This window comes from Shewanella sp. FeAMO, assembly GCF_053653955.1.
Genome location: NZ_CM132201.1, coordinates 4,363,995 through 4,386,226 on the forward strand (window position 1 = coordinate 4,363,995; position 22,232 = coordinate 4,386,226).

Here is a 22,232-nt window from a genome sequence, read left to right on the forward strand (position 1 = left end):
AGTTGTAATAAAAATACGTTATTTAATGAGCTGCATCAAAAAACGCTGCATATATAGACAGGAGTTACGAAATATTACCACGCAAATGTTAACGGAGAGAAAATCCAGCAATACCGTGATTGATAACACTTTTCTTTTCAAGAATCCCTTATATACTGGCACTTAGTGCGTTATCCCGCGGTCTTGTCAGACCCTGCGGTTCAACAGGAGTGTAAATATGGAATACAACACCTCAGAACTTTGTGACATGTACCTGGATGTTGTCGATGTCGTCGAGCCCATGTTCAGCAACTACGGTGGCTGTAGTTCATTTGGCGGCTCCATTAGCACCATCAAGTGTTTCGAAGACAACGGCCTCATTCTCGATGTATTGCAGGACGATGGCGAAGGAAAGGTTCTGCTGGTAGACGGTGGTGGTTCTCTGCGCCGGGCGCTGATCGATGCCTCGATTGCCGAGGTTGCGGTCAACAACAACTGGGAAGGCATTATCGTTTACGGTAGCGTGCGCGATGTCGATGCCCTCGAAGAGCTGGATATAGGTATCCAGGCTTTGGCCTCCATTCCTGTTGGTGCCGATGGTAATGCCATTGGTGAAGTGGACATTCCGGTGAACTTCGGTGGCGTCACCTTCCTGCCGGGGGATCATATCTATGCCGATAACACTGGGGTGATTCTTTCTCCCGAGCCTTTGGATATCGACTGATAACGACCTCTGCACAAAAGCCGGCCTCTGCCGGCTTTTTTGTTGCCTTTTGCTCAGCCTCGGCCAGAATAGAGGCTATTCTTGCCCCGTCAGAGAAAGGGATATTCTATGGAACTGCCGCTCTCCCCCACCACGCAAGCCAAGCTGGCTCAATCTTTCAGCCCCAGAGAAGGTGAAACCCGTCTGGGTCAGAAAGTGCGCCTGCTGCCAGGCGCGGCAAGCTATATGGATGCGCTGACCCAGGCCAAAGCCGCAGGCGCCCGTTTTGCCATTATCGGAATCAAGGAGGACCTTGGGCCCAGGGCTAATCTAGGGCAAGGCGGTGCCAACCAGGCCTTTGCCGCCATGTTGCCGGCGCTGCTTAATCTGCAGTCCAACCGCTTTTTAAGTGGTGAAGAATGCCTGCTGCTGGGGGAAATCACCCCGGTTGCCAATGCTGCCAATGATTGTCAGCAACTCAGACAAGAGGTGGAGTCTCTGGATCAGCAGGTCATCGAAGCCCTGACTCCGGTTTTTGCCGCCGGGCTTGAGCCCATCGTCATCGGCGGTGGCCACAACAACGCCTTTGGCTTACTCAGCGCCGCCCGGGCGGCATTATCCAAGCCGCTGGCGGCGGTCAATCTGGATCCTCATTCAGACTTCAGGTTGCGTGAAGGCCGCCACAGTGGCAATGGTTTCAGTTATGCCGCGGCCAACGGCGCCCTAGGGCATTATCACGTGCTCGGGCTGCATGAACTGAAAAACAGTGAAGCCAATCTGGAACAACTTACGGCATTTGGAGGCAGTTGGCACAGCCTGCAACAGATTTGGGTACGCCGTGAGCTGAGTTTAGAACAGGCACTGAGCGACATTGCCCGCCAGCTGCGTCATACAGGTCTACCGGTCGCCATAGAGCTGGATCTGGATGCCATAACCCAGATGCCATCCAGTGCCTCAACCGTTGCCGGTATTCCGTTGTTGGATGCGGCACATTACGTCAGCCATATGGCGCGCCACACCCCAAGTGTTTATCTGCATCTGGCCGAAGGCGCCCCGGCATGCCACGACGCAGGTTTAGCCGCCGGCTACAAGGCCGTCGGTCAGTGCCTTGCCGAACTGATTTACGCCTATCTACAGGCCAAACAGGTCTGAACACTGCCACACTCTTTTCGCTTTAGCACCGCCAAGCTTGCCCGTGCTCAAATAGGCAGGACGGCTTAGCGAAGTTCAGCCGCAATAGGGAATACTATGGCGGCTGGGGCTATTCACCCCCGGCGGATATTGTGGTCTAATGCGCAGTCTGGCCTGGGGGCCAACAGCATTTTTTACTGCGGCGATCACAGCTTGGCCGCGCAAAGATTCAGCAAGCTGTACCAATAGCTTACACTCGCTGCAATACGAGCTAGTCATAGGAATACACTGATGTCTGAAGACTCACCAAAGAGTACACATTTCGGGTATAAAACTGTCGAAGCCGATAAGAAGGCCGACCTGGTAGCCGGAGTCTTCCATTCCGTTGCCACTAAATACGACATCATGAACGATGTCGCTTCTTTTGGTATCCATAGATTCTGGAAACGCTTTACCATTGAGTGCGCCGGTGCCCGTCCGGGAATGAAGGTGTTGGATCTGGCCGGTGGTACCGGTGATTTGACCGCCAAGTTCTCGCACCTGGTGGGTGACAAGGGTCAGGTTATCCTGGCGGATATCAATGATTCCATGCTCAAAGTCGGTCGCAGCAAGCTGCGCGACAAGGGCATAGTGGGCAACGTCAGTTATGTACAGGCCAACGCCGAAGCACTGCCCTTCCCGGACAATCACTTCGATATCATCACCATCGCCTTTGGCCTGCGTAATGTGACCGACAAAGACGCGGCGCTGCGCTCCATGCAACGTGTGCTCAAGCCAGGCGGTAAGTTGTTGGTATTGGAGTTTTCCAAGCCACAGCATGAGATCATGCGTAAGGCCTACGATCTGTATTCGTTCAAGATCCTGCCCAAGATGGGTCAGCTGGTTGCCAAAGACGCCGACAGCTACGAATACCTGGCCGAGTCCATCCGTATGCACCCGGATCAGGAAACCCTGAAACAGATGATGCAAGATGCCGGCCTGGAGCAGGTGGATTACATCAATATGACCGACGGCGTAGTGGCTCTGCACCGAGGCTATAAGTTCTGAGATGAATGAGCTGAGCCTGACATCCCAGTGGCGGCTGCTGTGCTGCGCCGCTCTGGAGATGGCGCTAGAGAAAGTCACCGACCAAGCCGAGGGCGAATATGCCCGGTTGAAATCGCTGCACGGTAAAGTCCTGTGTCTGCAACTCAGTCAACTGAACTGGCCGCTTTATTTAGTGTTTGCCAAGAAAATTCAGGTGCTTTCCAGCTATGAAGGTGAGGCAGCGGTTACCGTCAAGGCCGATGCCACCACCCTCTACCGCCTGGGCGAAGGCGAAAGCCTCACCGAGCTTATCAAACAAGATAAGCTGGTAATCGAAGGGGAACTCGCCTTGCTGCAAACATTCAGCCATTTTCTGCAGCAGGTCAGGTTTGACTTTGCCGAGCCTTTGTCCCGGTATCTGGGCGATGCCCCGACTCATATCTTGTTAAGTGGTCTGCAGCGAGCCAAGGCAGATTTAAGCCGGGTTTTTAACAAGACCCAATCCCATCTGGCGCAATTAACCACCGAAGAGTACAGATTAGCCCCTCATCGGCTTGAATTTATTCACCATTGCGACAAAATTGACGAGCTTGCGGCCGCCACGGACGCTCTGGAACAACGACTCGCCAATTTGAAGGACAAGAAAAGCCCATGAGTTTCGCCAGTATCAAGAGAGGATATCAGGTTATCAGCATTGCCCTGCATTATGGTTTGGACGAGCTGTTGCCGAAAAAGTTGACCCCTTGGTACTTCAAACTCTGGCGCCGCAGTCTGTTCTGGCTGCGCAACAAACATAAATCCAAGGCCGGTGGTGAACGGCTGAAACTGGCCATGCAAGAGTTGGGGCCGGTTTATATCAAGTTCGGCCAGATGCTCTCCACCCGTCGCGATCTGCTCAGCGATGAATGGGCCCATGAATTGGCCATGTTGCAGGACAGAGTCCCGCCATTTGACTCCAAGCTGGCGCGGGAAGCCATTGAAGCCGAACTCAAGACCCCCATAGAAACCCTGTTTGACGACTTTGACGATACCCCGCTGGCCTCGGCATCTATTTCCCAAGTGCACACGGCAACGCTCAAGTCCAACGGCAAGCCCGTGGTTCTCAAGGTATTACGCCCCAATGTAGAGCAAAACATTCTCGCCGACTTGCAGCTGATGAGCCAGAGTGCCAATCTGCTGGAAACCATTCTCGGCCCGGATAATCGCCTGCGCCCAGCCGAAGTGGTGGAAGACTACCGCACTACCATTCTGGGAGAGCTCAACCTTAAACTGGAAGCGCTCAACACGGTCAAGCTGCGCAACAATTTTATCGACTCCAACGCCCTCTATATTCCCTATGTTTATGAAGAGCTTTGCTATCCAAGGCTGATGGTGATGGAGCGCATCGAGGGGATCCCGGTTTCGGACGTTGCCGCGCTCAAGGCCCAGGGTACCAACCTCAAGCTACTGGCCGAGCGTGGGGTGGAACTCTTCTTTACCCAGGTATTTCGCGATAACTTTTTCCACGCCGACATGCACCCGGGCAACATCTTTATTTCCCGCGAGCACCCGGAAGATCCTTTCTATATTGGTCTGGACTGCGGCATCATGGGAACGCTCAACGACACGGATAAACGCTATCTGGCGGAAAACTTCCTTGCCTTCTTTAATCGTGATTACCGCCGTATCGCCCAGCTGTATGTGGAATCGGGTTGGGTTTCGGCCGATACCGACATTCAGGCCTTCGAGCAAGCAGTCAAAGTGGTGTGTGAGCCTATGTTCAACAAGCCGCTGGACGAGATCTCCTTCGGCCATGTGCTGCTGGAACTGTTCCGTACCGCCCGCCGCTTCCACATAGTGGTACAGCCACAGCTGGTCTTGCTGGAAAAGACCTTGCTCTATATCGAAGGCTTGGGACGTCAGCTCTATCCTCAGTTGGATCTGTGGCAAACGGCCAAGCCTTTCCTCGAACAGTGGATGGCCGAACAGGTCGGTCCAAAGGCAATGTTCAAAAAAGTGCAAACACAATTGCCCTTCTGGTCTGATAAACTTCCAGAGTTTCCGGAGCTGATATATGACAATCTGAAGCTGGGGCGGAATCTCCTTGGAGCTCAGCAGCAGATGTTGGACAAATATCTGAAGCACCAGCAGAAAGCGCACAAGAGCAATTATTTGTTAATCACATCCGCAATTTTGTTGATCTGTGGCACGATTTCACTCAGTCAGAACGCTACACTGTGGCCTTCCTATGTCAGTATGGGAGCCGGAGCAATCCTGTGGTTTATTGGATGGCGATCCAGGCCCAAAATTAAGAAATTTTAATTAGTACATTTTAATTAAAGGTTCATAATTGAACCAAGATTATCTAAGAGGAAACCTTCATGGGTGGTATCAGTATTTGGCAACTTCTCATCATCGCGTTAATTGTAGTGCTGCTGTTCGGCACCAAGAAGCTGCGTTCACTGGGCGGCGACCTCGGCGGAGCAGTCAAGGGATTCAAGAACGCCATGTCCAGTGACGATGACAAGAAGGCCATCGAGGACACTTCTGCACAGAACACTCAAGCAGACCCCAAAGCACAGGCGGCTGATAAGAAGCCAGAGTCCAAGGACAAAGAACAGGCGTAATTCCCTATGTTCGATGGTATCGGCTTTATGGAGCTGCTGCTCATCGGGGTATTGGGGCTGGTCGTTCTCGGCCCCGAACGTCTCCCGGTAGCGGTACGTTCAATTACCGGTTGGATCCGTGCCATGAAACGCATGGCCAATTCGGTCAAAGATGAACTTGAGCAGGAGCTCAAGATCGAGCAGTTACATGCAGACCTGAAAAAGGCCGAGAGCAAGGGCCTCAGCAATCTGTCTCCCGAACTGCAGGAGTCTATCGACCAACTGAGAGAGGCGGCCCAATCGGTCAACCGTCCCTATCAGGTTGAAGACAGCAAATCTCCAGCCCAGGAAGCACCCAAGGCAGAAGCCGCTGTCGAGGAGAAGACACCTGCCACCGAGACGGCTCCCAAGCCGACAGGTACTGACACTAAATAATGGGTAAAGCATGTCGCAACAGCAGCCATTAATCAGCCACTTGCTGGAACTGCGCACTAAACTGCTCAGAGCTATAGCAAGTGTGCTCATCGTGTTTATCGCCCTGGTTTACTGGGCAAACGACATCTATCACTACATGGCGATCCCATTGATGCAGTCACTGCCGGATACCGGCAGCATGATTGCAACGGATGTGGCCGCACCGTTTTTCGCTCCCTTTAAACTGACGCTAGTACTGTCTTTTTTCATTGCTGTACCCTATGTGCTGTATCAGATCTGGTCCTTTGTTGCGCCCGGACTGTATAAACATGAAAAACGTCTGGTAGTCCCGCTATTGTTCAGCAGTACTCTGCTGTTTTATTTGGGGATCGCCTTTGCTTATTATGTGGTGTTCCCGGTTGTATTCGGCTTCTTTACCAGTGTGGCTCCGGAAGGAGTTCAGGTTGCGACCGATATCAGCAGTTATTTGAGCTTTATTCTGAAGCTGTTCTTTGCCTTTGGTTTGGCATTCGAGATCCCGGTCGCCGTGATTTTGCTGTGCTGGGCCGGTGTCACCACTCCGGAAGACCTAAGAGCCAAACGCCCCTATATCGTTGTCGGCGCTTTTGTGGTGGGTATGTTACTGACACCTCCGGATGTTATTTCTCAGACTATGCTGGCCGTGCCAATGCTGTTATTGTTTGAGGGCGGACTCTTGGCTGCCCGTTTTTACAGCAAGGCTTCGGATGAATCAGACGAGGACGAGACCGAAGAAAAGCAAGCGTAATCAGCGGGCAGCAAGGGTAAAAACAAGAATAAAAGAAGGATGATATTCATGCGTTTAACCTGGATTGCTGCCTCTACTGCTGCACTGCTTTGTTTTCAGGCTCAGGCCGGAATAGAACAGCAATTGGCTCAGTGTGCCTCTCTATCTGACAAGCTTGACCGGCTCATCTGTTACGATGAGCTGGCTGCCAAAGTCACCCATGCAAAAGTCACCCCTACTGAGGCCGCAGTGGTTACCGCTGCGCCTGTGGCCAAGAGTGTCCAGGCCGATCCTGTGGCCGACTTCGGTGCCGACAACCTGGAATCCACTATCCAGGCCAGCAAGAAAAACGAAGTTGCGAAGATTTTCCTGACCATCAGCGAGGTCGATAAAGACCCCTATGGTGCCCTCAAGATCAGCTTCAGTAACGGTCAGGTTTGGAAACAGACCGACAGCCGCAATTTCCGCCTGGAATCCGGGCAGAAAGTTTATATCGAAAAAGCCGCCTTAGGCTCATTCCTGTTGGGAACAGAAGGGCGCAACAGCACTATCAGGGTCAAGCGTCTGCAGTGAATCAATACCTGGATATCGCTGTCAATCTGATTGGCAGCCACCTGGAACAAGATCTCAATCGAGTTATCAATGAAGCGGCGGACCAAGGTGTCTCGCCGCTTATCCTTATTGGCAGCCATCTGGGTGAAAGCCGAAATTGCATCCAAGTTTGCCGACAATACCCCAAAAAAATCTACACCACAGCTGGTGTCCACCCCCATCATGCCAGCCAGTGGCAGACGGAGAGCGCCGCCGAACTGAGGCAACTGGCCAGGCAACCGGGAGTCGTCGCCATAGGGGAATGCGGCCTGGACTACAACAGGGACTTTTCGCCGCGCCGGCAGCAGCGCCAGGCTTTTGAGGCCCAGTTGACACTGGCGGCAGAACTGCAATACCCAGTACTGATGCACCAGCGCGACGCCCATGATGACTTTTTGGCTATTTTGGACGACTATCTGGAAGCACTACCGGCGGCGCTACTGCACTGCTTTACCGACGGTCCCAAACAGGCCGAAGACTATATTGCCAGAGATCTGTACCTGGGCGTGACAGGTTGGGTTTGTGATGAACGCCGGGGGCAGGACTTGGTAAACGCCCTGTCCTTGATCCCGGATAACAGATTATTGCTGGAAACCGACAGTCCCTATCTACTGCCACGCAGCATGAGACCCAAGCCAAAATCCGGCCGCAATGAGCCCAAATATCTGCCTTATATCGCCCAGGCTGTCGCCGACATCCGCGGTCAGTCGCTGGACAGTCTTGCACGCCAGTGCTATAGCAACAGCTTGCGTTTCTTTAAGCTGGAGAGCACCCATGGCTAATGCTTACTCTGTACTGCTGCTCTTCTGTAGTTTGCTGTCTCTGGCGGTTAACGCCGAGCCCAGCGTCGAAGTTTCAGCCTCAAAGGGGCTGGATTCGGACTTGCGCCCCAGTGCCCGAGTAACAGAGCAAGGCCCAGATAGTCGCCTCAGCCAGGTGCTCAACCTGCCGGATTCGGCCTGGCACCCAGCGAATGACTACAGCTTTGTCGACATGGGAACCGATGGCCTCTGGTTCAACTTTAGCCTCTACGCCGATGAACCCGGCAGTTTCAACAGAATATTGGCCTTCAATAATCCCAGTATGGACAGGCTGGAGGTTTACCACTACGTCAATGGTCGTCTCAAACGTCAGTTGACTCTGGGAGATACCCAACCCTTTGGCCACAGAAGCATATTGAGTACCGACTTCCTCTACGCCTTTGACATCAGGCAGCAGGAACAGCACCAATTTTGGTTGAAGCTGACCACGGCCGGCAGCAGCTATCTGCCTATTCACCTCTGGGAGCCATACGCGCTACTGCAAAGCCATGAAACCCGCAATATGCTCAATGGCATACAGTTAGGCGCCCTGGCCGCTATAGGCTTGTTTGCACTGTTCATTGCAGTGACTACCCGCTCCTTCAGTTACAGCTATTACGCCGGTTATGTGCTCACAATGACCCTATTGGTTGCCTGCATCAATGGCACGGCATTTCGCTACCTATGGCCCAATGTGCCACAGTTGCAACAGTATGTGATCCCTTTGTTGGTTCCCCTGGTTATCGCCTTTGGGATCCTCTTTACAGAGAAGGTATTACAGCTCAAGTATCACAGCATTCGCATGTTGAGGGCCTGTCGCTACACGGCGGCCTGCGCCATACTGCTGATGTTCGCGACTGTGCTTATCGATTATGCACTCGCCATCTATATTGAGATCATCTCAGTAATGTCAGTGAGTTTGATGTTGCTGATTTTCAGTATCCTGCAAGCGGTGCGTGGCAATAAACTCGCCAAACTCTACACCGTCTCCTGGAGTGGAATGACGCTGGGGATCTTCGTCTCCTGTCTCATGTATCTGGGTCTTATCAAACTGCCCTTGATGCCACAAACGCCAGTGTTATTGGGGCTCACTTTCGAGGTGGTGTTTATGGCAGCAGTGCTGGCAATACGCTACAACGATGAGCGCAAGGCCAAGCAAAGAATTCAGCAAGAAGCTCTGAAACAGGCAGAGCGGATCCGCGAAGCCAGGGAAGAAACCCTGAGGATGGAAGCCGAGAGCAACGAAAAGCTGGAGCGTATGGTGCAAGAGCGCACTCTGGAGCTGGAAATCGCGCTCAGAGAGCTGAACGAAGCCAACCAGAAGCTCACCGAGCAGGCCACAATAGACAGCCTTACCGGAGTTAAAAATCGTTCCACCTTCGACAAGCGTCTGCAGGCCGAAGGGCGCATCAGCCGCCGGCAACAGACACCGCTGGCACTGCTGATGCTGGACATAGACAGGTTCAAGACCATTAACGACAAACATGGTCATCTGGCCGGCGATCAAACCCTTAAGAGTATTGCCGATACCCTCAAGAATATCCTCAGGCGTCCAAGTGATCTGGTATCACGTTTTGGCGGTGAGGAGTTTGCTATTATATTGCCCAATACTGATACTAGCGGGGCCTTGAGAGTGGCAGAACAGATACGTCACGCCATCTCGGCCTTGGATGTCAGTTGGGACAAACAGACTATCCCTCTGACGGCAAGTATCGGCGTCAGCGTCGCCATCATAGAGTCGGACATGCACATCACCCAGTTGCTGGAGCAAGCCGACAAGGCGCTGTATCGTGCCAAGAATTCAGGCAGGGATCGGGTCTACGCCTTCGATCCCGAGCAAGATACCCTTTCAGATCCAGCCAGGAGCCCAAAGTGAACATAATTACCAGTGCCTACCCACAGCGTCGTATGCGCCGTATGCGCAAGCATGAGTTCAGCCGCCGCCTGATGGCTGAAAACCAGTTGACGGTCAATGACCTCATCTACCCCATGTTTGTGCTCGAAGGCAACAAACGTACCGAGTCGGTGGCCTCCATGCCGGGCGTTGAGCGTTACAGCATAGATCTGCTGCTCAAGGAAGCCGAAGAGCTGGTAGAGCTGGGGATCCCCTTGATTGCCCTATTCCCCGTCACACCGGCGGAGAAAAAGTCCCTGATGGCCGAAGAAGCCTACAATCCCGATGGTTTAGTGCAAAGAGCCGTTCGTGAGCTCAAGGCAGAGTTCCCTCAGCTGGGCGTGATGACAGATGTCGCGCTGGACCCCTACACCACCCATGGACAGGACGGCATCATCGATGAGACCGGTTATATTATCAATGACGTCACCACTGAAATTCTGGTGAAGCAGGCGCTGTCCCACGCCGCTGCCGGTGCCGATATGGTGGCTCCTTCAGACATGATGGATGGTCGCATAGGCGCCATACGTCAGGCACTCGAAGCCGCCGGCCATGTCAACACCCAGATCATGGCCTACAGCGCCAAGTATTCTTCTAACTATTATGGCCCCTTCCGCGATGCGGTCGGCTCTGCCGGCAACCTCAAAGGCGGCAACAAACACAGTTATCAAATGGATCCGGCCAACTCGGACGAAGCATTGCATGAAGTCGCCCTGGATATCCAGGAAGGTGCCGATATGGTAATGGTGAAGCCAGGCATGCCTTATCTGGATATAGTGCGCAGAGTCAAAACCGAGCTGGGTGTGCCGACTTTTGCCTATCAGGTCAGCGGTGAATACGCCATGCATATGGCAGCAATTCAAAACGGCTGGCTGGCAGAAAAAGCCATAGTGATGGAATCTCTGTTGTGCTTCAAACGCGCAGGCGCCGATGGCATTCTCACTTACTTTGCCAAGCAGGCCGCCCAATGGCTGAAAGACGCCAAGTAAATTGAACTCCAAAGCCGCCTTCAAGGCGGCTTTTTTGTATTTGCCCCATTCCCGGCATGAGTTAATTCCCCCGCTGACTCCCCTGTTGGTTCAGATCAAAATTATTTAGTGATCTTGCTAACATACATAGTGTTTGTCTCTTTGCCATATCCCTCACCAATGGTTGAATCAGGGTATGGAGTCACCCCACCCGAGGTAGTATGATGCACCAGAATGTAAAAGCGTTACTCGCCACCACCGCGTTATTCTTCAGTTGCCAGGTTATGGCCAATGGCGGTTGTGGTTTCGAAGACAAACAGGAAGGCTTTATCGCCACCTGCAGCGAGGAGAAACAGGAAGTGATCTTAACGGGCGCAGTCGAAGCGCAGAAACTGGTGACAGAATTACCCGAATTCAGCAGTGGCTACCAGAGTTATCAGGTAGAGACAGATGCCTTGGCCCCAATAAAAGCCGTCGATAAAGCTACAGAAATTGTAGTCATCATAGGTACCTGGTGCCCGGACTGCCATAGAGAAACACCACGCTTTATCCGTATCATGGAGCAAGTGGCCAACCCTAATATCCAGGTGCGTTATATCGGGGTAGATCGCCAGAAAAAGGATCCGGAGGGCCTGGCCGCCCAATATGACTTCCAGCGGATCCCAACCTTTATTGTGCTTCAGGATGGCAAAGAGATTGGCCGTATCGTTGAACGCCCGGAAGTCTCTCTGGAGCAGGATCTGGCCAAGATCCTCAAGTAATCTTTCAAGCCACTATGCCGGGTAACCTATGGTGCACTCGGGCCGTAGCAGCCAAAAATGAGAAAAGGACCTGGTGAAGGTCCTTTTTACTGTGCCGGTGCTAAAGACTGCCTTTTGGCCAACATCTGCAACACCCCTTCGCGCAAAGCGCCGCCGGATAAATGCAGGCGTTCAATACCCAGCAGTTCAAACAGCGCCAGCAGAATAGCGATACCGGATGCAAAGGTCGGTGCCCGCTCGGGACACAGGCCGCTGATCCCATTCAGAGTCAGGCTCTCCTGAGCCAACAACTCCTGCTTCAGTGATTCCAACACCGTCAGGGTCAGAGTTTCCGATTCCTGCCTGTGTTGCAACACTTCAACCACTGACTGCACTGCTCCGGAAGCGCCGACCACCGAATGCCAGCCCAGCGCTTTCAAAGTCGATTTGTGTTCAGCCAAGGTCTGATCCACCCTGTCTCGCACATCGTCAAAGTCCAGCGGTTGCAGGGGAGCTGAGGTGAAAAAGCATTGATTGTAGGTGACACAGCCTATGGGCAGGCTGGTTTTAAACAGCACCTTTTCACCGTCACCCACAATAAACTCGGTACTGGCGCCACCTATATCTATCACCAAGCGTCGCCCTTCACCATGAGTGGTCGCCACCATGCCTTGATAGATAAGTTCGGCTTCGCGCATACCACAGATGATCTCTATCGGGTGACCTAATATTTGCAAAGCACGACGATTGAATTCATCCGCATTGCTGATACAGCGAAGGGTTGCGGTAGCAATGACGGCCACATTGGCATCATCGACTTGATGCTCGACGAGCATATTGGCAAACATGGCCAGGCAATCGAGGCCACGTTCGAATGCCGCCAGGTTGAGACTGCCATCGGCCTCGATTCCCTCGGCCAACCTCACCTTACGTTTGTATTTGGCGAGAACCTTGGGCTGGCCGCCGACAGTGCGGGCAACCAGCATATTGAAGCTATTGGAGCCAAGGGTTATGGCTGCGTAGGCGGGTTTCGGCATTCAGGAATGTCTGCGGGTCCTGTCGTGACGGGGCGGACGACCGCCGCTACGATGGGCTCCCTGAGGACGTCCCTGGCCGCGATCACGGGTATTACGTGGTCCGGCATGCTTACGATGAATACGAACCGGTGCTGGAATATCATCGAGCAAAGCTTCGGCATCGTAAGAGGTTACCGGAATCGAGTGCTTGATATAGTCTTCGATAGCCGGCAGGTTGAGGGCGTATTCTTCACAGGCAAAGCTGACTGAAACCCCTTTGGCACCGGCACGGCCGGTACGACCGATACGGTGAACATAGTCTTCACAGTCATCAGGCAGGTCGAAGTTATAGACATGGGACACATCAGAAATATGCAGGCCACGGGCCGCTACGTCTGTGGCCACCAAAATATCCAGATCACCCTTGGTGAACAGCTCCAGGATCTTAAGACGTTTCTTCTGCGGCACATCACCGGTCAGCAGACCGACTCTGTGACCATCACCTTCGAGCCAGCCCCAGAGGTTCTCACACTGATGCTTGGTGTTGGCAAAGACTATCGCCTTATCCGGCCAATCTTCTTCAATCAGGGTAAGCAGCAGTGGGATCTTGTCCTTCATCGAAGGATAGAACAGCTCTTCCTTGATGTTTTTTGAGGTCTTCTCTTCCGGTGCAATTTCGACTTTGACCGGATCATTCATATGATCATAAGCCAGCTCCTGCACCTTCATCGACAGGGTTGCCGAGAACAGCATGTTGAGCCTGTCTTTGGCATCCGGCATGCGGCGAAACAGGAAGCGAATGTCTTTGATAAAGCCGAGATCGAACATGCGATCCGCTTCATCCAACACTACGGCCTGAATAGCGCTGAGGTTGATAACCCCTTGACGCACGTAATCTATGATGCGTCCTGTAGTACCAATCAGGATATCCACGCCCTTGTCCAGCACTTTGCGCTGGGCATCATAGCCTTCGCCGCCATAGACAATCCCCACCTTGAGTTTGGTGTGTTTGGACAGCAAGGTGGCATCTTTGGCTATCTGAATCGCCAATTCCCGGGTTGGTGCCATGATGATGGCTCTGGGCTGATTAAGTTGGCGTTCTGCGGGGATGTCGGTAGAAAGTAAGTGGTTAAAAGTTGCTACCAGAAAGGCCAGGGTCTTGCCCGTACCTGTCTGCGCCTGACCGGCGATATCTTTGCCCTGCAAAAGTACCGGCAGGGAAAGCGCCTGAATAGGCGTACAATATTCGAAACCGTTTTCTGCAAGTGCCTGAATTACTTCAGGATGGAGTGGCAGTTCGGCAAATTTTTGTTGGGATAAATGTGTTTCGCTCATAGCGCAAGCATACCAGTTAGGGTTGCAATAAGATACTCGATCGTTTGAAATAGCGACAAGAAAAAAACGGTGACTTGAATTGCCGTTAATCCAACCCAATATACAGGTTAAGCCATTAACAGACCAGCAATGGCAACCCAACTGGAGAACATCATGAGCGATAAAATTGTGTACCTGAGCGACGACAGCTTTGAAAATGACGTCCTGAAATCAGAACTGCCTGTATTGGTAGACTTCTGGGCCGAGTGGTGTGGCCCATGCAAAATGATCGCTCCAATCCTGGACGATGTTGCCGAAGAGTACGCCGGCAAACTGACCATCGCCAAATTGAACATAGATCAGAACAACGCTTCACCTGTTAAATACGGTGTTCGCAGTATCCCAACTCTGCTGTTGTTCAAAAACGGTGAACTGGTTGCCAATCAGGTTGGCGCCCTGTCCAAGACTCAGTTGAAAGAGTTCATCGACGCCCAGATTTGATCACTCAAATCAAATAAGTGACACCCGGCACGCCCCGAAATAAAAATGTGCCGGGTTCAGTTAAACTTCTGGACGCCCTGTCCTGATAGTGCTACTTTAATAACCAGATTCTTTCTACTAACCCACTTCTCGCTGTTCAATCAACATCCATCAAGTCCAATTTGAGAGATTGAGCGCGTAAGCTTTGTCGCGTGAAACAAGACCCACCAAAAATGAATTTAACTGAATTAAAAAACAAGTCTATTGCAGACTTAGTCGCACTGGCCGAAGAAATGAAGCTGGAGAATATGGCTCGTGCCCGCAAGCAGGATATCATCTTCTCTATATTGAAAGCCCACGCCAAGAGTGGTGAAGACATCTTCGGTGGAGGCGTTCTGGAGATACTTCAGGATGGTTTTGGTTTCCTGCGCAGTGCCGATGGTTCGTATCTGGCCGGTCCCGATGACATTTACGTCTCTCCAAGCCAGATCCGTCGTTTCAACATGCGAACGGGTGACACTATTTTTGGCAAGATACGTCCCCCAAAAGAAGGCGAACGCTATTTTGCTCTGCTGAAAGTCAACGAAGTTAACTTCGACAAGCCTGAAAACTCCCGCAACAAGATCCTGTTTGAAAACCTTACCCCACTGCATGCAGAAGAACGTCTGCGTATGGAACGCGGTAACGGTTCCACCGAAGATATCACCGCCCGAATTCTGGATCTCTGCTCACCCGTGGGTAAGGGCCAACGTGGTCTGATTGTTGCGCCACCCAAAGCCGGTAAGACTCTGCTGCTGCAGAATATTGCCCAGTCCATCACCTACAACAACCCTGAAGTGGTGTTGATGGTGCTGCTGATCGACGAACGTCCTGAAGAAGTGACTGAAATGCAGCGTCTGGTTCAGGGCGAAGTGATCGCTTCCACCTTCGATGAGCCTGCAAGCCGTCACGTACAAGTTGCAGAGATGGTTATCGAAAAGGCCAAGCGCCTGGTTGAGCACAAGAAAGACGTAGTGATTCTGCTGGACTCTATCACCCGTCTGGCTCGTGCTTACAACACAGTTGTGCCTTCATCAGGCAAGGTACTGACAGGTGGTGTAGATGCCAACGCACTGCACAGACCCAAGCGTTTCTTCGGTGCAGCCCGTAATATCGAAAATGGCGGCAGTCTGACCATTATCGCCACTGCGCTTATCGATACCGGCTCCAAGATGGACGAAGTAATTTACGAAGAGTTCAAGGGTACAGGTAACCAGGAACTGCATCTGTCACGCAAGGCCGCCGAGAAGCGGGTTTTCCCTGCCATTGACTTCAACCGCAGTGGTACCCGCCGTGAAGAGAAACTGACTACACCGGATGAGCTGCAGAAGATGTGGATCCTGCGTAAGATCCTCAATCCTATGGATGAAGTCAGCGCGATGGAATTCCTGATCGACAAGCTGGCAATGACCAAGACCAATGAAGAGTTCTTCACTGCGATGAAACGCACCAAGTCTTGATCGACTGACTAGTAAACCATAAAAAAAGCCGCTCCAAGAGCGGCTTTTTTGATCCAGTTAACTTATCAAGCGTCAGGGGCCTTCTCTTCCGTCAGCCCAATTGAGGCCATCCAGGATTCAAAGTCCACCATATTCCCCGGCAGGACTATCTTGCTGCCAGGCTTACTCAGACCGCTGAGCTGCGCCAGATACTGCTCCCCCAGTTGCATCCGTAGCGCGTTTTTGCCACCGGGCGCAGCGATAACTTCGGCCAACTTCTCTATCGAATCTGCAGTAGCGCGGGCAATCGCCAGTATCTCCTCGGCCTTACCTTCGGCCTCGTTGATTCGGCGTTGCATCTCACCCTCTGAGTGGTTGATCATCTCCTGCTTCAAACCCTCGGAACGATTGATCTTGCTCTGCTTATCACCTTCGCTCTTGGCCAGCAATGCCCGGCGTTCACGCTCGGCATTGACCTGCATCTCCATGGCGTTTTTCACGGTTTCCGGCGGAGTAATATTCTTGATCTCATATCTATGCACCCGAATACCCCAGGAGGCGCCGGCCTGATCCAGTACCTCTACCACCTTGGCACTAATCAAGTCGCGCTCTTCAAAGGTGCGGTCCAGCTCCAGAGTGCCTATCACAGAGCGGGTGGTTGTCTGCGCCAGTTGAATGGCCGCATAGCGATAATCGGTTACCCCGTAGCTGGCCTTGACCGGATCCACCACAGAAATATAGATAACCCCATCCACCTCGACATTCACCTCGTCACTGGAGAAGCACTCCTGAGGTGGCACATCTATGGTTTCTTCTTTAAGGTCATGGATATAGGCGACCTTATCGATAAAAGGCAACAAAGCGTGGAAGCCGGCATCCAGAGTCATATGGTATTTACCCAAGCGCTCCACGATATAGGCAGATTTAGTTGGCACCAAGCGAATCGACTGAAACAGCTTGACGATAAAGATCAGGAAGATAAGTCCCCAGATCCCCAGTACTATCATGTCGGTATCTATCTGTCCCAGATTCATTTGCGCACTCCTTTACTACCGGCAGCAGTATTGCTGACTTGCTGAATACCCTCGAAAAAACCTTCCATCTTTGCCAGTTCAGTAGGAACCACGGAAATATCTGCCTTCTGCAATATCTCACCGACCTGTTCGATAAACTGTTCCTTCAGCTGCATGTTCATCGCCTCATTACCGCCGTTGACCGCCAGCGCCTTGGCAACCATGGCCATACTCTCGGCCTGGGCGTTGGCAACAATCGCAATCTCCTGCGCCGTACCCTGAGCCTCATTGATGCGCTTCTGTTTCTGGCCCTCTGAGATGTTAATCGCTTCCTGACGCTCACCCTGAGACAGGTTGATCATCGCCTCTTTCTCGGCGCTGGCCAGGGTGATTTCGGCGCGCTTGCGACGCTCGGCTTCCATCTGCTTCTCCAGGGTGTGGATCACATGCCTGGATGGGCTGATATTTTTGATCTCATATCTGAGCATCTTGATCCCCCAGGGATCGGACGCCTTGTCGATTTCGCGGACAATCGCCTCGTTGAGCGCATCACGCTCGGAAAAGGTCTGGCTCAGAGTCAGTTTACCTATCTCGGAACGCATTGTGGTTTGTGCCAGGTTTACCGCCGCCAGACGATAGTCTTCAATACCATAGCTGGCCAGTTTGCCGTCCATCACCTTGAGATAAACCAGGCCGTCGACTTCCAGCTGGATATTGTCCTTGGAAATACAGCTCTGCGGCGGTACATCAAGCACCTGCTCACGGGTATCGTGTCGATAAGCGACTCGATCGAAGAAGGGAATTAAAAAGTGAAAGCCCGGCTGCAGTACAGTACGGAATTTCCCCAGACGCTCAATGACATGCACCTCACGCATGGGCACAATCAACATCAGCTTATAGAGAATGAACAGAACAAAAAGTATAAAAATGGTAAATGCAAACATAGAGTCCTTCCTGCTTGATTGATTATTCAGAGTCGTCGAGTGGTTCCACTACCAGAGCAATATTATCGCGACAGATGACCTTCACTCTGGTGCCGACCGGGATCTCCGAGCCGTCTCCCAGTGCGGGCCAATCCGCCCCCTGAAATTCGATGCGACCGGTTTTTTCACCCGGCCCAATGGTTTCCTTGACCCGAGCCGGCAGATTAAACAGATCCAGCTCCTCGTCGGTATTGCCAACGTGAGAGTCGCCTCCCACCAAACGTTGAGTCAGTTGCCTGAAGCTCAACAGCAGGACGATTGAGGAGATAAACCACAGGGTCAGGCTTTGTGCCCAGCCCTCGACCAAACCCACCCAGATAGCCCCGGCTACCAATAAACAGGCTGCACCGAGAAATACCACTATCCCGCCAGGCAGTATCAGTTCAGCCAGCATCAGCACTATACCGATTAAGGCCCAATAAAGCATGGGATCCGAAGACGCCATATATCCCTCCCCCAGAAATCAAGTGTCCATCTTGGCACTATATCAGCAGTTGCATCCCTTGGCGACATAATATGTCAACTTGAATCAAATGAACCTTCAGGATTCGCTGACCAAATGACTTTCAGCTCACAAAATTCAACTTTTCTTTACATCTTTGTGAGTCACAGCTGTTGGAAATTATTTGATTTACCTTTCCAATCAATTGAATTAAATCAAAAAATGTCATTATTCAACGGCTGTTTCAACAGGTTAAAAAAGCTTTGAGTCCGACGCCGTTTTTCCCTATATTGCCATGGCTTTTTGACCGGCAATCGAATCACAGAATTCAGCCTTGGTAAAACGTTTTGCCAACAGATAGCCGCCGGCACAACAGCAAACCGCTTCTGACTCTACCAAAGGGATACTCTAAGATGAAAAAAATCTGCCTGTGCGCAGCTCTGTTACTCTCACCTCAAGCATTCAGCGAACCTCTGGTGCAATGGTGGGATGTCAATATCACTGCGCTCTATGGCCAGGATTACGACCTGGCACCATCGGATAAGCAAACCACTTTTACCCTGGAAACCGCCGGCGGTTGGAAATACGGCGATTGGTTTGTGTTTCAAGACTTTATCAATTTCAACGGCCACAATGGCGGTAAGGACAGCACCACCTATGGCGAGATCTCTACCCGCTTCAGCGCCGGTAAAATTCTCGGCAAACCTGTGGGTTTTGGCCCAGTGACAGATCTGTCACTGGCGCTGACACTCGAAGAGGGCGAAGGCCCGGTGGAAACACTGCTCTACGGTATAGGTATGGACCTCAAGCTGCCCTACTTCACCTATTTCCAGCTGAACACCTATCGCCGTGATGCCCAAAACAGTGCCAATATCAGCGATGGCTGGCAGTTGACTCCTGTGTTCCGCATGGACATTCCCGTGGGCAACAGCAAGATTGTCTTCGATGGCTTTATCGACTGGGTATTTGCCGCCGATGAAGACGGCTATAAAGAAAATATCCATATCAACCCCCAGATCAAATACGACCTGGGCGCAGTGCTTTTTGGCGAAGCCAAGAAGGATAAGTTTCTGGTAGGTATCGAGTATGATTACTGGCAGAACAAGTATGGTGTGGACGGTGTCGACCAGAACACCTATTCGGTGATAGCTCAATATCATTTCTGAGCCGGGTCATGATTCATTAAAAAGGCGCTCAGTGAGCGCCTTTTCCATTTTTACCTAATCAGGCCAGCAGTTTTCTGGCGGCGTTGACCACAATGGAAACCGCACTGACTTCAGTTTGTTTCATGGTTGCCTCATTGGGGATCTCTTGCTGGGTACGGTTGACAATCACACCGGCGACACAAGCGGCGCGCCAGCCTTGAGAGGCACACATGGTGAACAGAGTCGCAGACTCCATTTCATAATTGAGTACGCCCATTTCCTGCCACTCTTTCATTGAACCGGCAAAACGGCGGGTTACCCGACCACTAACGGTATCATAGCGTTCCTGACCCGGGTAGAAGGTATCAGATGAGGCAGTAACCCCAATGTGTGGTTCAATACCGGCATCACGACAGGCGGCAACCATGGCTGTGGTACATTCGAAGTTAGCCACCGCAGGGAACTCCATTGGCGCAAAGTGCAAACTGGCACCATCGAGACGCACAGAAGCCTGAGTCACAATCACATCACCCACATTCACGTGAGGCTGAATTGCACCTGTGGTACCGACACGCAGGAAAGTATTAACTCCCAGTTGCGCCAATTCCTCCACCGCGATGGAAGTCGAAGGACCACCGATACCGGTAGAGCAAATCACTACCGGCTTACCATCAAGATAAGCCAGATAACTGGTGTACTCACGATGGCTGGCCAGGAAAGTCGGCTTGTCCATCAGTTCAGCGATACGTTTAACTCGTTCAGGATCGCCAGGCACGATAGCCAGTGTGGCGCCATCCAACATCTGCTTGGTCAAACCCAAGTGAAATACATCAGCCATAGTGAAAACCCCTTTCAATTTTGATTATAAAATTCGTCTTACCGAGACTCTATCCCAGTATGGAAGCGGATAAGATTAACTTGATCACAGATTTTACGGCAATAATTAAATAATCAGCCGTAACAGAGTTACCAAGTTTGCTACGATTGTCTGACTGGTTTTACAACAGATTGTTCGAAAGCATAGCAGTAAAAGGCCTCACTCACCTCCACCAAACGGTTAATCTTTCCATTGATCAAGGTCACATATTCGTCATCCCAAACAGGTTAGGGTTAACAATAATCCCCCAGCCAACAGGAGTGCACCAATGTTTCCGGAATACCGCGATCTGATCACCAGTCTCAAGAGCAGCGATAGCCATTTTCAGAAGCTTTTTGATGAACACAATCTGCTGGATAAAGAGATAAAGAATAAGGAGCAGCAGCTTTCCAGTGAATATACCCAAGAAGTCAAAGAGATGAAAAAGCGCAAACTGGAGCTGAAAGAACAGCTGTACGACATTCTCAAAGCTAACGGTTAATCCAAAACAGACAGGGCGCCACTTGGCGCCCTGTTGAAATCAATCTCAGCGAAAACCTCACTCTTCGCCGAGATTACAAATAGTAGTCTTGCAAGGGTGGGAAACCATTGAAGCACACCGCCGAATATGTGGTGGTATAAGCGCCTGTGGTCAACCAATAGAGCCTGTCACCTATGGCCAGCTCCTCTGGCAAACCGTAACTGTACTGTTCATACATAATATCGGCGCTATCACAGGTAGGCCCGGCAATAACGCAAGGTTGCAGCTCCCCTTGAGCCTCGGTGTAAATCGGAAACTTAATCGCTTCGTCCATAGTCTCAATCAGCCCGGAAAACTTACCGACATCGGTAAATACCCAGCGCTCCAGTGCCGTGTTGGACTTGCGGCTGATCAATACCACCTCAGAGACCAGTACACCGGCGTTGGCAATCAAGGAGCGCCCGGGTTCCAGCACTATCTTGGGCAACTGCTCACCAAAATCCTCTTTGAGGAAGTGAATGATCTGCTCGGCGTAAGTGGTGAGACTATTGGTCTTGTCGATATAGTTGGCCGGAAAGCCGCCGCCCATATTGATCATATCCAGCACTATGCCATGTTCCTCTTTGAGCCTGTCAAAGATCACCTTAACCTTACCGATTGCCGCATCCCAAGCCCCTATGTCCCGCTGCTGTGAACCCACATGGAATGACAAGCCATAGGGCTTTAACCCCAACTCCTTGGCCAGCACCAAAAGCTCATAGGCCATCTCGTTCTGACAGCCGAACTTACGCGACAACGGCCAATCGGCGGTTTCTGTACCTTCGGTAAGGATCCGCACATAGACCTTGGCCCCAGGGGCTTCTTCGGCAATCATCCGCAGATCGGCCTCTGAGTCGGAGGCAAACATAGTCACGCCACGCTGGTAGAAGGCTCTGACATCCTTGCGTTTTTTAATGGTATTGCCATAGCTTATCCGCTCAGGGGAAACACCCAACTCCATCACCATATCCAGCTCATAGATGGAAGCTATGTCAAAATTGGCTCCCTTATCACGCAGCAAGCTGAGGATCTCAGGTGCCGGGTTGGCCTTCACTGCATAATAAACGCTGGCAAAGGGAAAGCTCTGCACCATATCATCATACTGTTTCGCGATGATCTTGGTATCTATCACCACAAAAGGTGTCACCTTATCACTGGCAAAAGCTTTGATACGCTCAAAGGTTTCATTGTCATAGTAATCAGCAACATCAATAGATTGAAATTGGCTCATTGGCCCTGTGTCTCCTCGACATTCAAGTGCGGCGAACAGCCTCGCCGAAGCGGGTTAAAATCCAGCGCAGTAAACGCTATTTCCGCCCCTCACGCAATGAATTTTTATACATTAAAATCAATTTTTTATTCCGAAAATTCAAGCCGTAGCAACTATA

24 protein-coding genes are annotated in these 22,232 nt (G+C 51.6%); 17 read left to right on the plus strand and 7 right to left on the minus strand.

The genetic code is table 11. From position 1 onward, the window contains the following. Window positions 1-217 precede the first annotated feature (217 nt). The 13 genes from rraA (at window position 218) to ACWAU4_RS19635 (ending at window position 11,618) form a co-directional block, all read left to right on the plus strand. Complete coding sequence (gene rraA, locus ACWAU4_RS19575) at window positions 218-703, plus strand: ribonuclease E activity regulator RraA (RefSeq protein ID WP_025011574.1); 486 nt, start codon at window positions 218-220, stop codon at window positions 701-703. 108 nt (window positions 704-811) lie between these two features. Beyond that, the gene (locus ACWAU4_RS19580) at window positions 812-1,834 is read left to right on the plus strand and encodes a formimidoylglutamase (RefSeq protein ID WP_208125166.1); all 1,023 of its coding nucleotides are present in this window, start codon (window positions 812-814) and stop codon (window positions 1,832-1,834) included. 270 nt (window positions 1,835-2,104) lie between these two features. Next, window positions 2,105-2,860 carry a bifunctional demethylmenaquinone methyltransferase/2-methoxy-6-polyprenyl-1,4-benzoquinol methylase UbiE gene (gene ubiE / locus ACWAU4_RS19585; protein WP_025011572.1) on the plus strand — a complete coding sequence of 252 codons (756 nt, stop codon included), beginning with the start codon at window positions 2,105-2,107 and terminating at the stop codon, window positions 2,858-2,860. 1 nt (window position 2,861) lies between these two features. Next, a complete protein-coding gene (locus ACWAU4_RS19590) occupies window positions 2,862-3,494 on the plus strand; it encodes a ubiquinone biosynthesis accessory factor UbiJ (protein ID WP_044735309.1) in 633 nt (210 codons plus the stop codon). After that, on the plus strand, window positions 3,491-5,140 hold the full coding sequence (gene ubiB, locus ACWAU4_RS19595) for a ubiquinone biosynthesis regulatory protein kinase UbiB (protein WP_208125167.1): 1,650 nt from the start codon (window positions 3,491-3,493) through the stop codon (window positions 5,138-5,140). The genes ACWAU4_RS19590 and ubiB overlap by 4 nt, the downstream gene beginning before the upstream one ends. Window positions 5,141-5,199: 59 nt before the next feature. Then, window positions 5,200-5,445 (plus strand): Sec-independent protein translocase subunit TatA, encoded by a 246-nt coding sequence (gene tatA, locus ACWAU4_RS19600; protein ID WP_028781364.1) that lies wholly within the window; start codon window positions 5,200-5,202, stop codon window positions 5,443-5,445. 6 nt (window positions 5,446-5,451) lie between these two features. Then, entirely contained in the window at window positions 5,452-5,859 is a 408-nt protein-coding gene (gene tatB / locus ACWAU4_RS19605) for a Sec-independent protein translocase protein TatB (protein WP_028781365.1), read from the plus strand. 10 nt (window positions 5,860-5,869) lie between these two features. Next, window positions 5,870-6,625: a twin-arginine translocase subunit TatC gene (gene tatC / locus ACWAU4_RS19610; protein WP_025011570.1), complete on the plus strand. Its 756-nt coding sequence runs from the start codon at window positions 5,870-5,872 to the stop codon at window positions 6,623-6,625. Between the two features lie 48 nt (window positions 6,626-6,673). Continuing rightward, the gene (locus ACWAU4_RS19615) at window positions 6,674-7,177 is read left to right on the plus strand and encodes a hypothetical protein (protein ID WP_208125168.1); all 504 of its coding nucleotides are present in this window, start codon (window positions 6,674-6,676) and stop codon (window positions 7,175-7,177) included. Continuing rightward, window positions 7,174-7,977, plus strand: a complete 804-nt coding sequence (locus ACWAU4_RS19620; RefSeq protein WP_107352853.1) for a TatD family hydrolase — start codon at window positions 7,174-7,176, stop codon at window positions 7,975-7,977. The genes ACWAU4_RS19615 and ACWAU4_RS19620 overlap by 4 nt, the downstream gene beginning before the upstream one ends. Continuing rightward, a complete protein-coding gene (locus ACWAU4_RS19625; protein ID WP_025888242.1) occupies window positions 7,970-9,871 on the plus strand; it encodes a sensor domain-containing diguanylate cyclase in 1,902 nt (633 codons plus the stop codon). Before ACWAU4_RS19620 ends, ACWAU4_RS19625 begins: the two co-directional genes overlap by 8 nt. Then, window positions 9,868-10,878: a porphobilinogen synthase gene (gene hemB / locus ACWAU4_RS19630; protein ID WP_025011566.1), complete on the plus strand. Its 1,011-nt coding sequence runs from the start codon at window positions 9,868-9,870 to the stop codon at window positions 10,876-10,878. Before ACWAU4_RS19625 ends, hemB begins: the two co-directional genes overlap by 4 nt. A 203-nt stretch (window positions 10,879-11,081) precedes the next feature. Continuing rightward, complete coding sequence (locus ACWAU4_RS19635) at window positions 11,082-11,618, plus strand: thioredoxin family protein (RefSeq protein ID WP_028781367.1); 537 nt, start codon at window positions 11,082-11,084, stop codon at window positions 11,616-11,618. An 86-nt stretch (window positions 11,619-11,704) separates the two neighbouring features. On the opposite strand, the gene ACWAU4_RS19640 is transcribed toward ACWAU4_RS19635, so the two are convergent. Continuing rightward, window positions 11,705-12,634: a Ppx/GppA phosphatase family protein gene (locus ACWAU4_RS19640; protein WP_025888238.1), complete on the minus strand. Its 930-nt coding sequence runs from the start codon at window positions 12,632-12,634 to the stop codon at window positions 11,705-11,707. Continuing rightward, window positions 12,635-13,948 carry an ATP-dependent RNA helicase RhlB gene (gene rhlB, locus ACWAU4_RS19645; RefSeq protein WP_025011564.1) on the minus strand — a complete coding sequence of 438 codons (1,314 nt, stop codon included), beginning with the start codon at window positions 13,946-13,948 and terminating at the stop codon, window positions 12,635-12,637. A gap of 153 nt (window positions 13,949-14,101) precedes the next feature. Between rhlB and trxA the strand changes: the two genes are divergently transcribed. After that, complete coding sequence (trxA, locus tag ACWAU4_RS19650) at window positions 14,102-14,428, plus strand: thioredoxin TrxA (protein WP_025011563.1); 327 nt, start codon at window positions 14,102-14,104, stop codon at window positions 14,426-14,428. A gap of 212 nt (window positions 14,429-14,640) precedes the next feature. Beyond that, window positions 14,641-15,906 carry a transcription termination factor Rho gene (gene rho / locus ACWAU4_RS19655; RefSeq protein WP_025011562.1) on the plus strand — a complete coding sequence of 422 codons (1,266 nt, stop codon included), beginning with the start codon at window positions 14,641-14,643 and terminating at the stop codon, window positions 15,904-15,906. 65 nt (window positions 15,907-15,971) lie between these two features. Here the strand turns inward: rho and ACWAU4_RS19660 are convergent, their stop codons facing one another. From ACWAU4_RS19660 to ACWAU4_RS19670, 3 genes are read right to left on the minus strand one after another with little or no spacing between them, the layout of a single operon-like run. After that, complete coding sequence (locus ACWAU4_RS19660) at window positions 15,972-16,919, minus strand: SPFH domain-containing protein (protein WP_025011561.1); 948 nt, start codon at window positions 16,917-16,919, stop codon at window positions 15,972-15,974. Further along, window positions 16,916-17,842 carry an SPFH domain-containing protein gene (locus ACWAU4_RS19665; protein ID WP_045282590.1) on the minus strand — a complete coding sequence of 309 codons (927 nt, stop codon included), beginning with the start codon at window positions 17,840-17,842 and terminating at the stop codon, window positions 16,916-16,918. The genes ACWAU4_RS19660 and ACWAU4_RS19665 overlap by 4 nt, the downstream gene beginning before the upstream one ends. Before the next feature lie 22 nt (window positions 17,843-17,864). Then, window positions 17,865-18,326 (minus strand): NfeD family protein, encoded by a 462-nt coding sequence (locus tag ACWAU4_RS19670; RefSeq protein ID WP_025888236.1) that lies wholly within the window; start codon window positions 18,324-18,326, stop codon window positions 17,865-17,867. A 410-nt stretch (window positions 18,327-18,736) separates the two neighbouring features. On the opposite strand from ACWAU4_RS19670, the gene ACWAU4_RS19675 reads away from it, so the two are divergent. Continuing rightward, window positions 18,737-19,489, plus strand: coding sequence for an outer membrane protein OmpK (locus ACWAU4_RS19675; protein WP_025011558.1), 753 nt, complete (start codon window positions 18,737-18,739; stop codon window positions 19,487-19,489). A 58-nt stretch (window positions 19,490-19,547) separates the two neighbouring features. Here the strand turns inward: ACWAU4_RS19675 and udp are convergent, their stop codons facing one another. Beyond that, window positions 19,548-20,306: a uridine phosphorylase gene (udp, locus tag ACWAU4_RS19680; protein ID WP_025011557.1), complete on the minus strand. Its 759-nt coding sequence runs from the start codon at window positions 20,304-20,306 to the stop codon at window positions 19,548-19,550. Window positions 20,307-20,613: 307 nt separating this feature from the next. On the opposite strand from udp, the gene ACWAU4_RS19685 reads away from it, so the two are divergent. Further along, entirely contained in the window at window positions 20,614-20,826 is a 213-nt protein-coding gene (locus tag ACWAU4_RS19685) for a YdcH family protein (RefSeq protein WP_093981952.1), read from the plus strand. Between the two features lie 73 nt (window positions 20,827-20,899). Here ACWAU4_RS19685 and ACWAU4_RS19690 read toward each other — a convergent pair whose 3' ends face one another. Then, window positions 20,900-22,075 carry a type III PLP-dependent enzyme gene (locus ACWAU4_RS19690; RefSeq protein WP_045282588.1) on the minus strand — a complete coding sequence of 392 codons (1,176 nt, stop codon included), beginning with the start codon at window positions 22,073-22,075 and terminating at the stop codon, window positions 20,900-20,902. Window positions 22,076-22,232: the final 157 nt, after the last annotated feature.

Coding starts and splice junctions, on each gene's coding strand:
- rraA (WP_025011574.1), top strand. CDS start 218: ATGGAATACAACACCTCAGAACTTTGTGACATGTACCTGGATGTTGTC.
- ACWAU4_RS19580 (WP_208125166.1), top strand. CDS start 812: ATGGAACTGCCGCTCTCCCCCACCACGCAAGCCAAGCTGGCTCAATCT.
- ubiE (WP_025011572.1), top strand. CDS start 2,105: ATGTCTGAAGACTCACCAAAGAGTACACATTTCGGGTATAAAACTGTC.
- ACWAU4_RS19590 (WP_044735309.1), top strand. CDS start 2,862: ATGAATGAGCTGAGCCTGACATCCCAGTGGCGGCTGCTGTGCTGCGCC.
- ubiB (WP_208125167.1), top strand. CDS start 3,491: ATGAGTTTCGCCAGTATCAAGAGAGGATATCAGGTTATCAGCATTGCC.
- tatA (WP_028781364.1), top strand. CDS start 5,200: ATGGGTGGTATCAGTATTTGGCAACTTCTCATCATCGCGTTAATTGTA.
- tatB (WP_028781365.1), top strand. CDS start 5,452: ATGTTCGATGGTATCGGCTTTATGGAGCTGCTGCTCATCGGGGTATTG.
- tatC (WP_025011570.1), top strand. CDS start 5,870: ATGTCGCAACAGCAGCCATTAATCAGCCACTTGCTGGAACTGCGCACT.
- ACWAU4_RS19615 (WP_208125168.1), top strand. CDS start 6,674: ATGCGTTTAACCTGGATTGCTGCCTCTACTGCTGCACTGCTTTGTTTT.
- ACWAU4_RS19625 (WP_025888242.1), top strand. CDS start 7,970: ATGGCTAATGCTTACTCTGTACTGCTGCTCTTCTGTAGTTTGCTGTCT.
- ACWAU4_RS19635 (WP_028781367.1), top strand. CDS start 11,082: ATGCACCAGAATGTAAAAGCGTTACTCGCCACCACCGCGTTATTCTTC.
- ACWAU4_RS19640 (WP_025888238.1), bottom strand. CDS start 12,634: ATGCCGAAACCCGCCTACGCAGCCATAACCCTTGGCTCCAATAGCTTC.
- rhlB (WP_025011564.1), bottom strand. CDS start 13,948: ATGAGCGAAACACATTTATCCCAACAAAAATTTGCCGAACTGCCACTC.
- trxA (WP_025011563.1), top strand. CDS start 14,102: ATGAGCGATAAAATTGTGTACCTGAGCGACGACAGCTTTGAAAATGAC.
- rho (WP_025011562.1), top strand. CDS start 14,641: ATGAATTTAACTGAATTAAAAAACAAGTCTATTGCAGACTTAGTCGCA.
- ACWAU4_RS19660 (WP_025011561.1), bottom strand. CDS start 16,919: ATGAATCTGGGACAGATAGATACCGACATGATAGTACTGGGGATCTGG.
- ACWAU4_RS19665 (WP_045282590.1), bottom strand. CDS start 17,842: ATGTTTGCATTTACCATTTTTATACTTTTTGTTCTGTTCATTCTCTAT.
- ACWAU4_RS19670 (WP_025888236.1), bottom strand. CDS start 18,326: ATGGCGTCTTCGGATCCCATGCTTTATTGGGCCTTAATCGGTATAGTG.
- ACWAU4_RS19675 (WP_025011558.1), top strand. CDS start 18,737: ATGAAAAAAATCTGCCTGTGCGCAGCTCTGTTACTCTCACCTCAAGCA.
- udp (WP_025011557.1), bottom strand. CDS start 20,306: ATGGCTGATGTATTTCACTTGGGTTTGACCAAGCAGATGTTGGATGGC.
- ACWAU4_RS19685 (WP_093981952.1), top strand. CDS start 20,614: ATGTTTCCGGAATACCGCGATCTGATCACCAGTCTCAAGAGCAGCGAT.
- ACWAU4_RS19690 (WP_045282588.1), bottom strand. CDS start 22,075: ATGAGCCAATTTCAATCTATTGATGTTGCTGATTACTATGACAATGAA.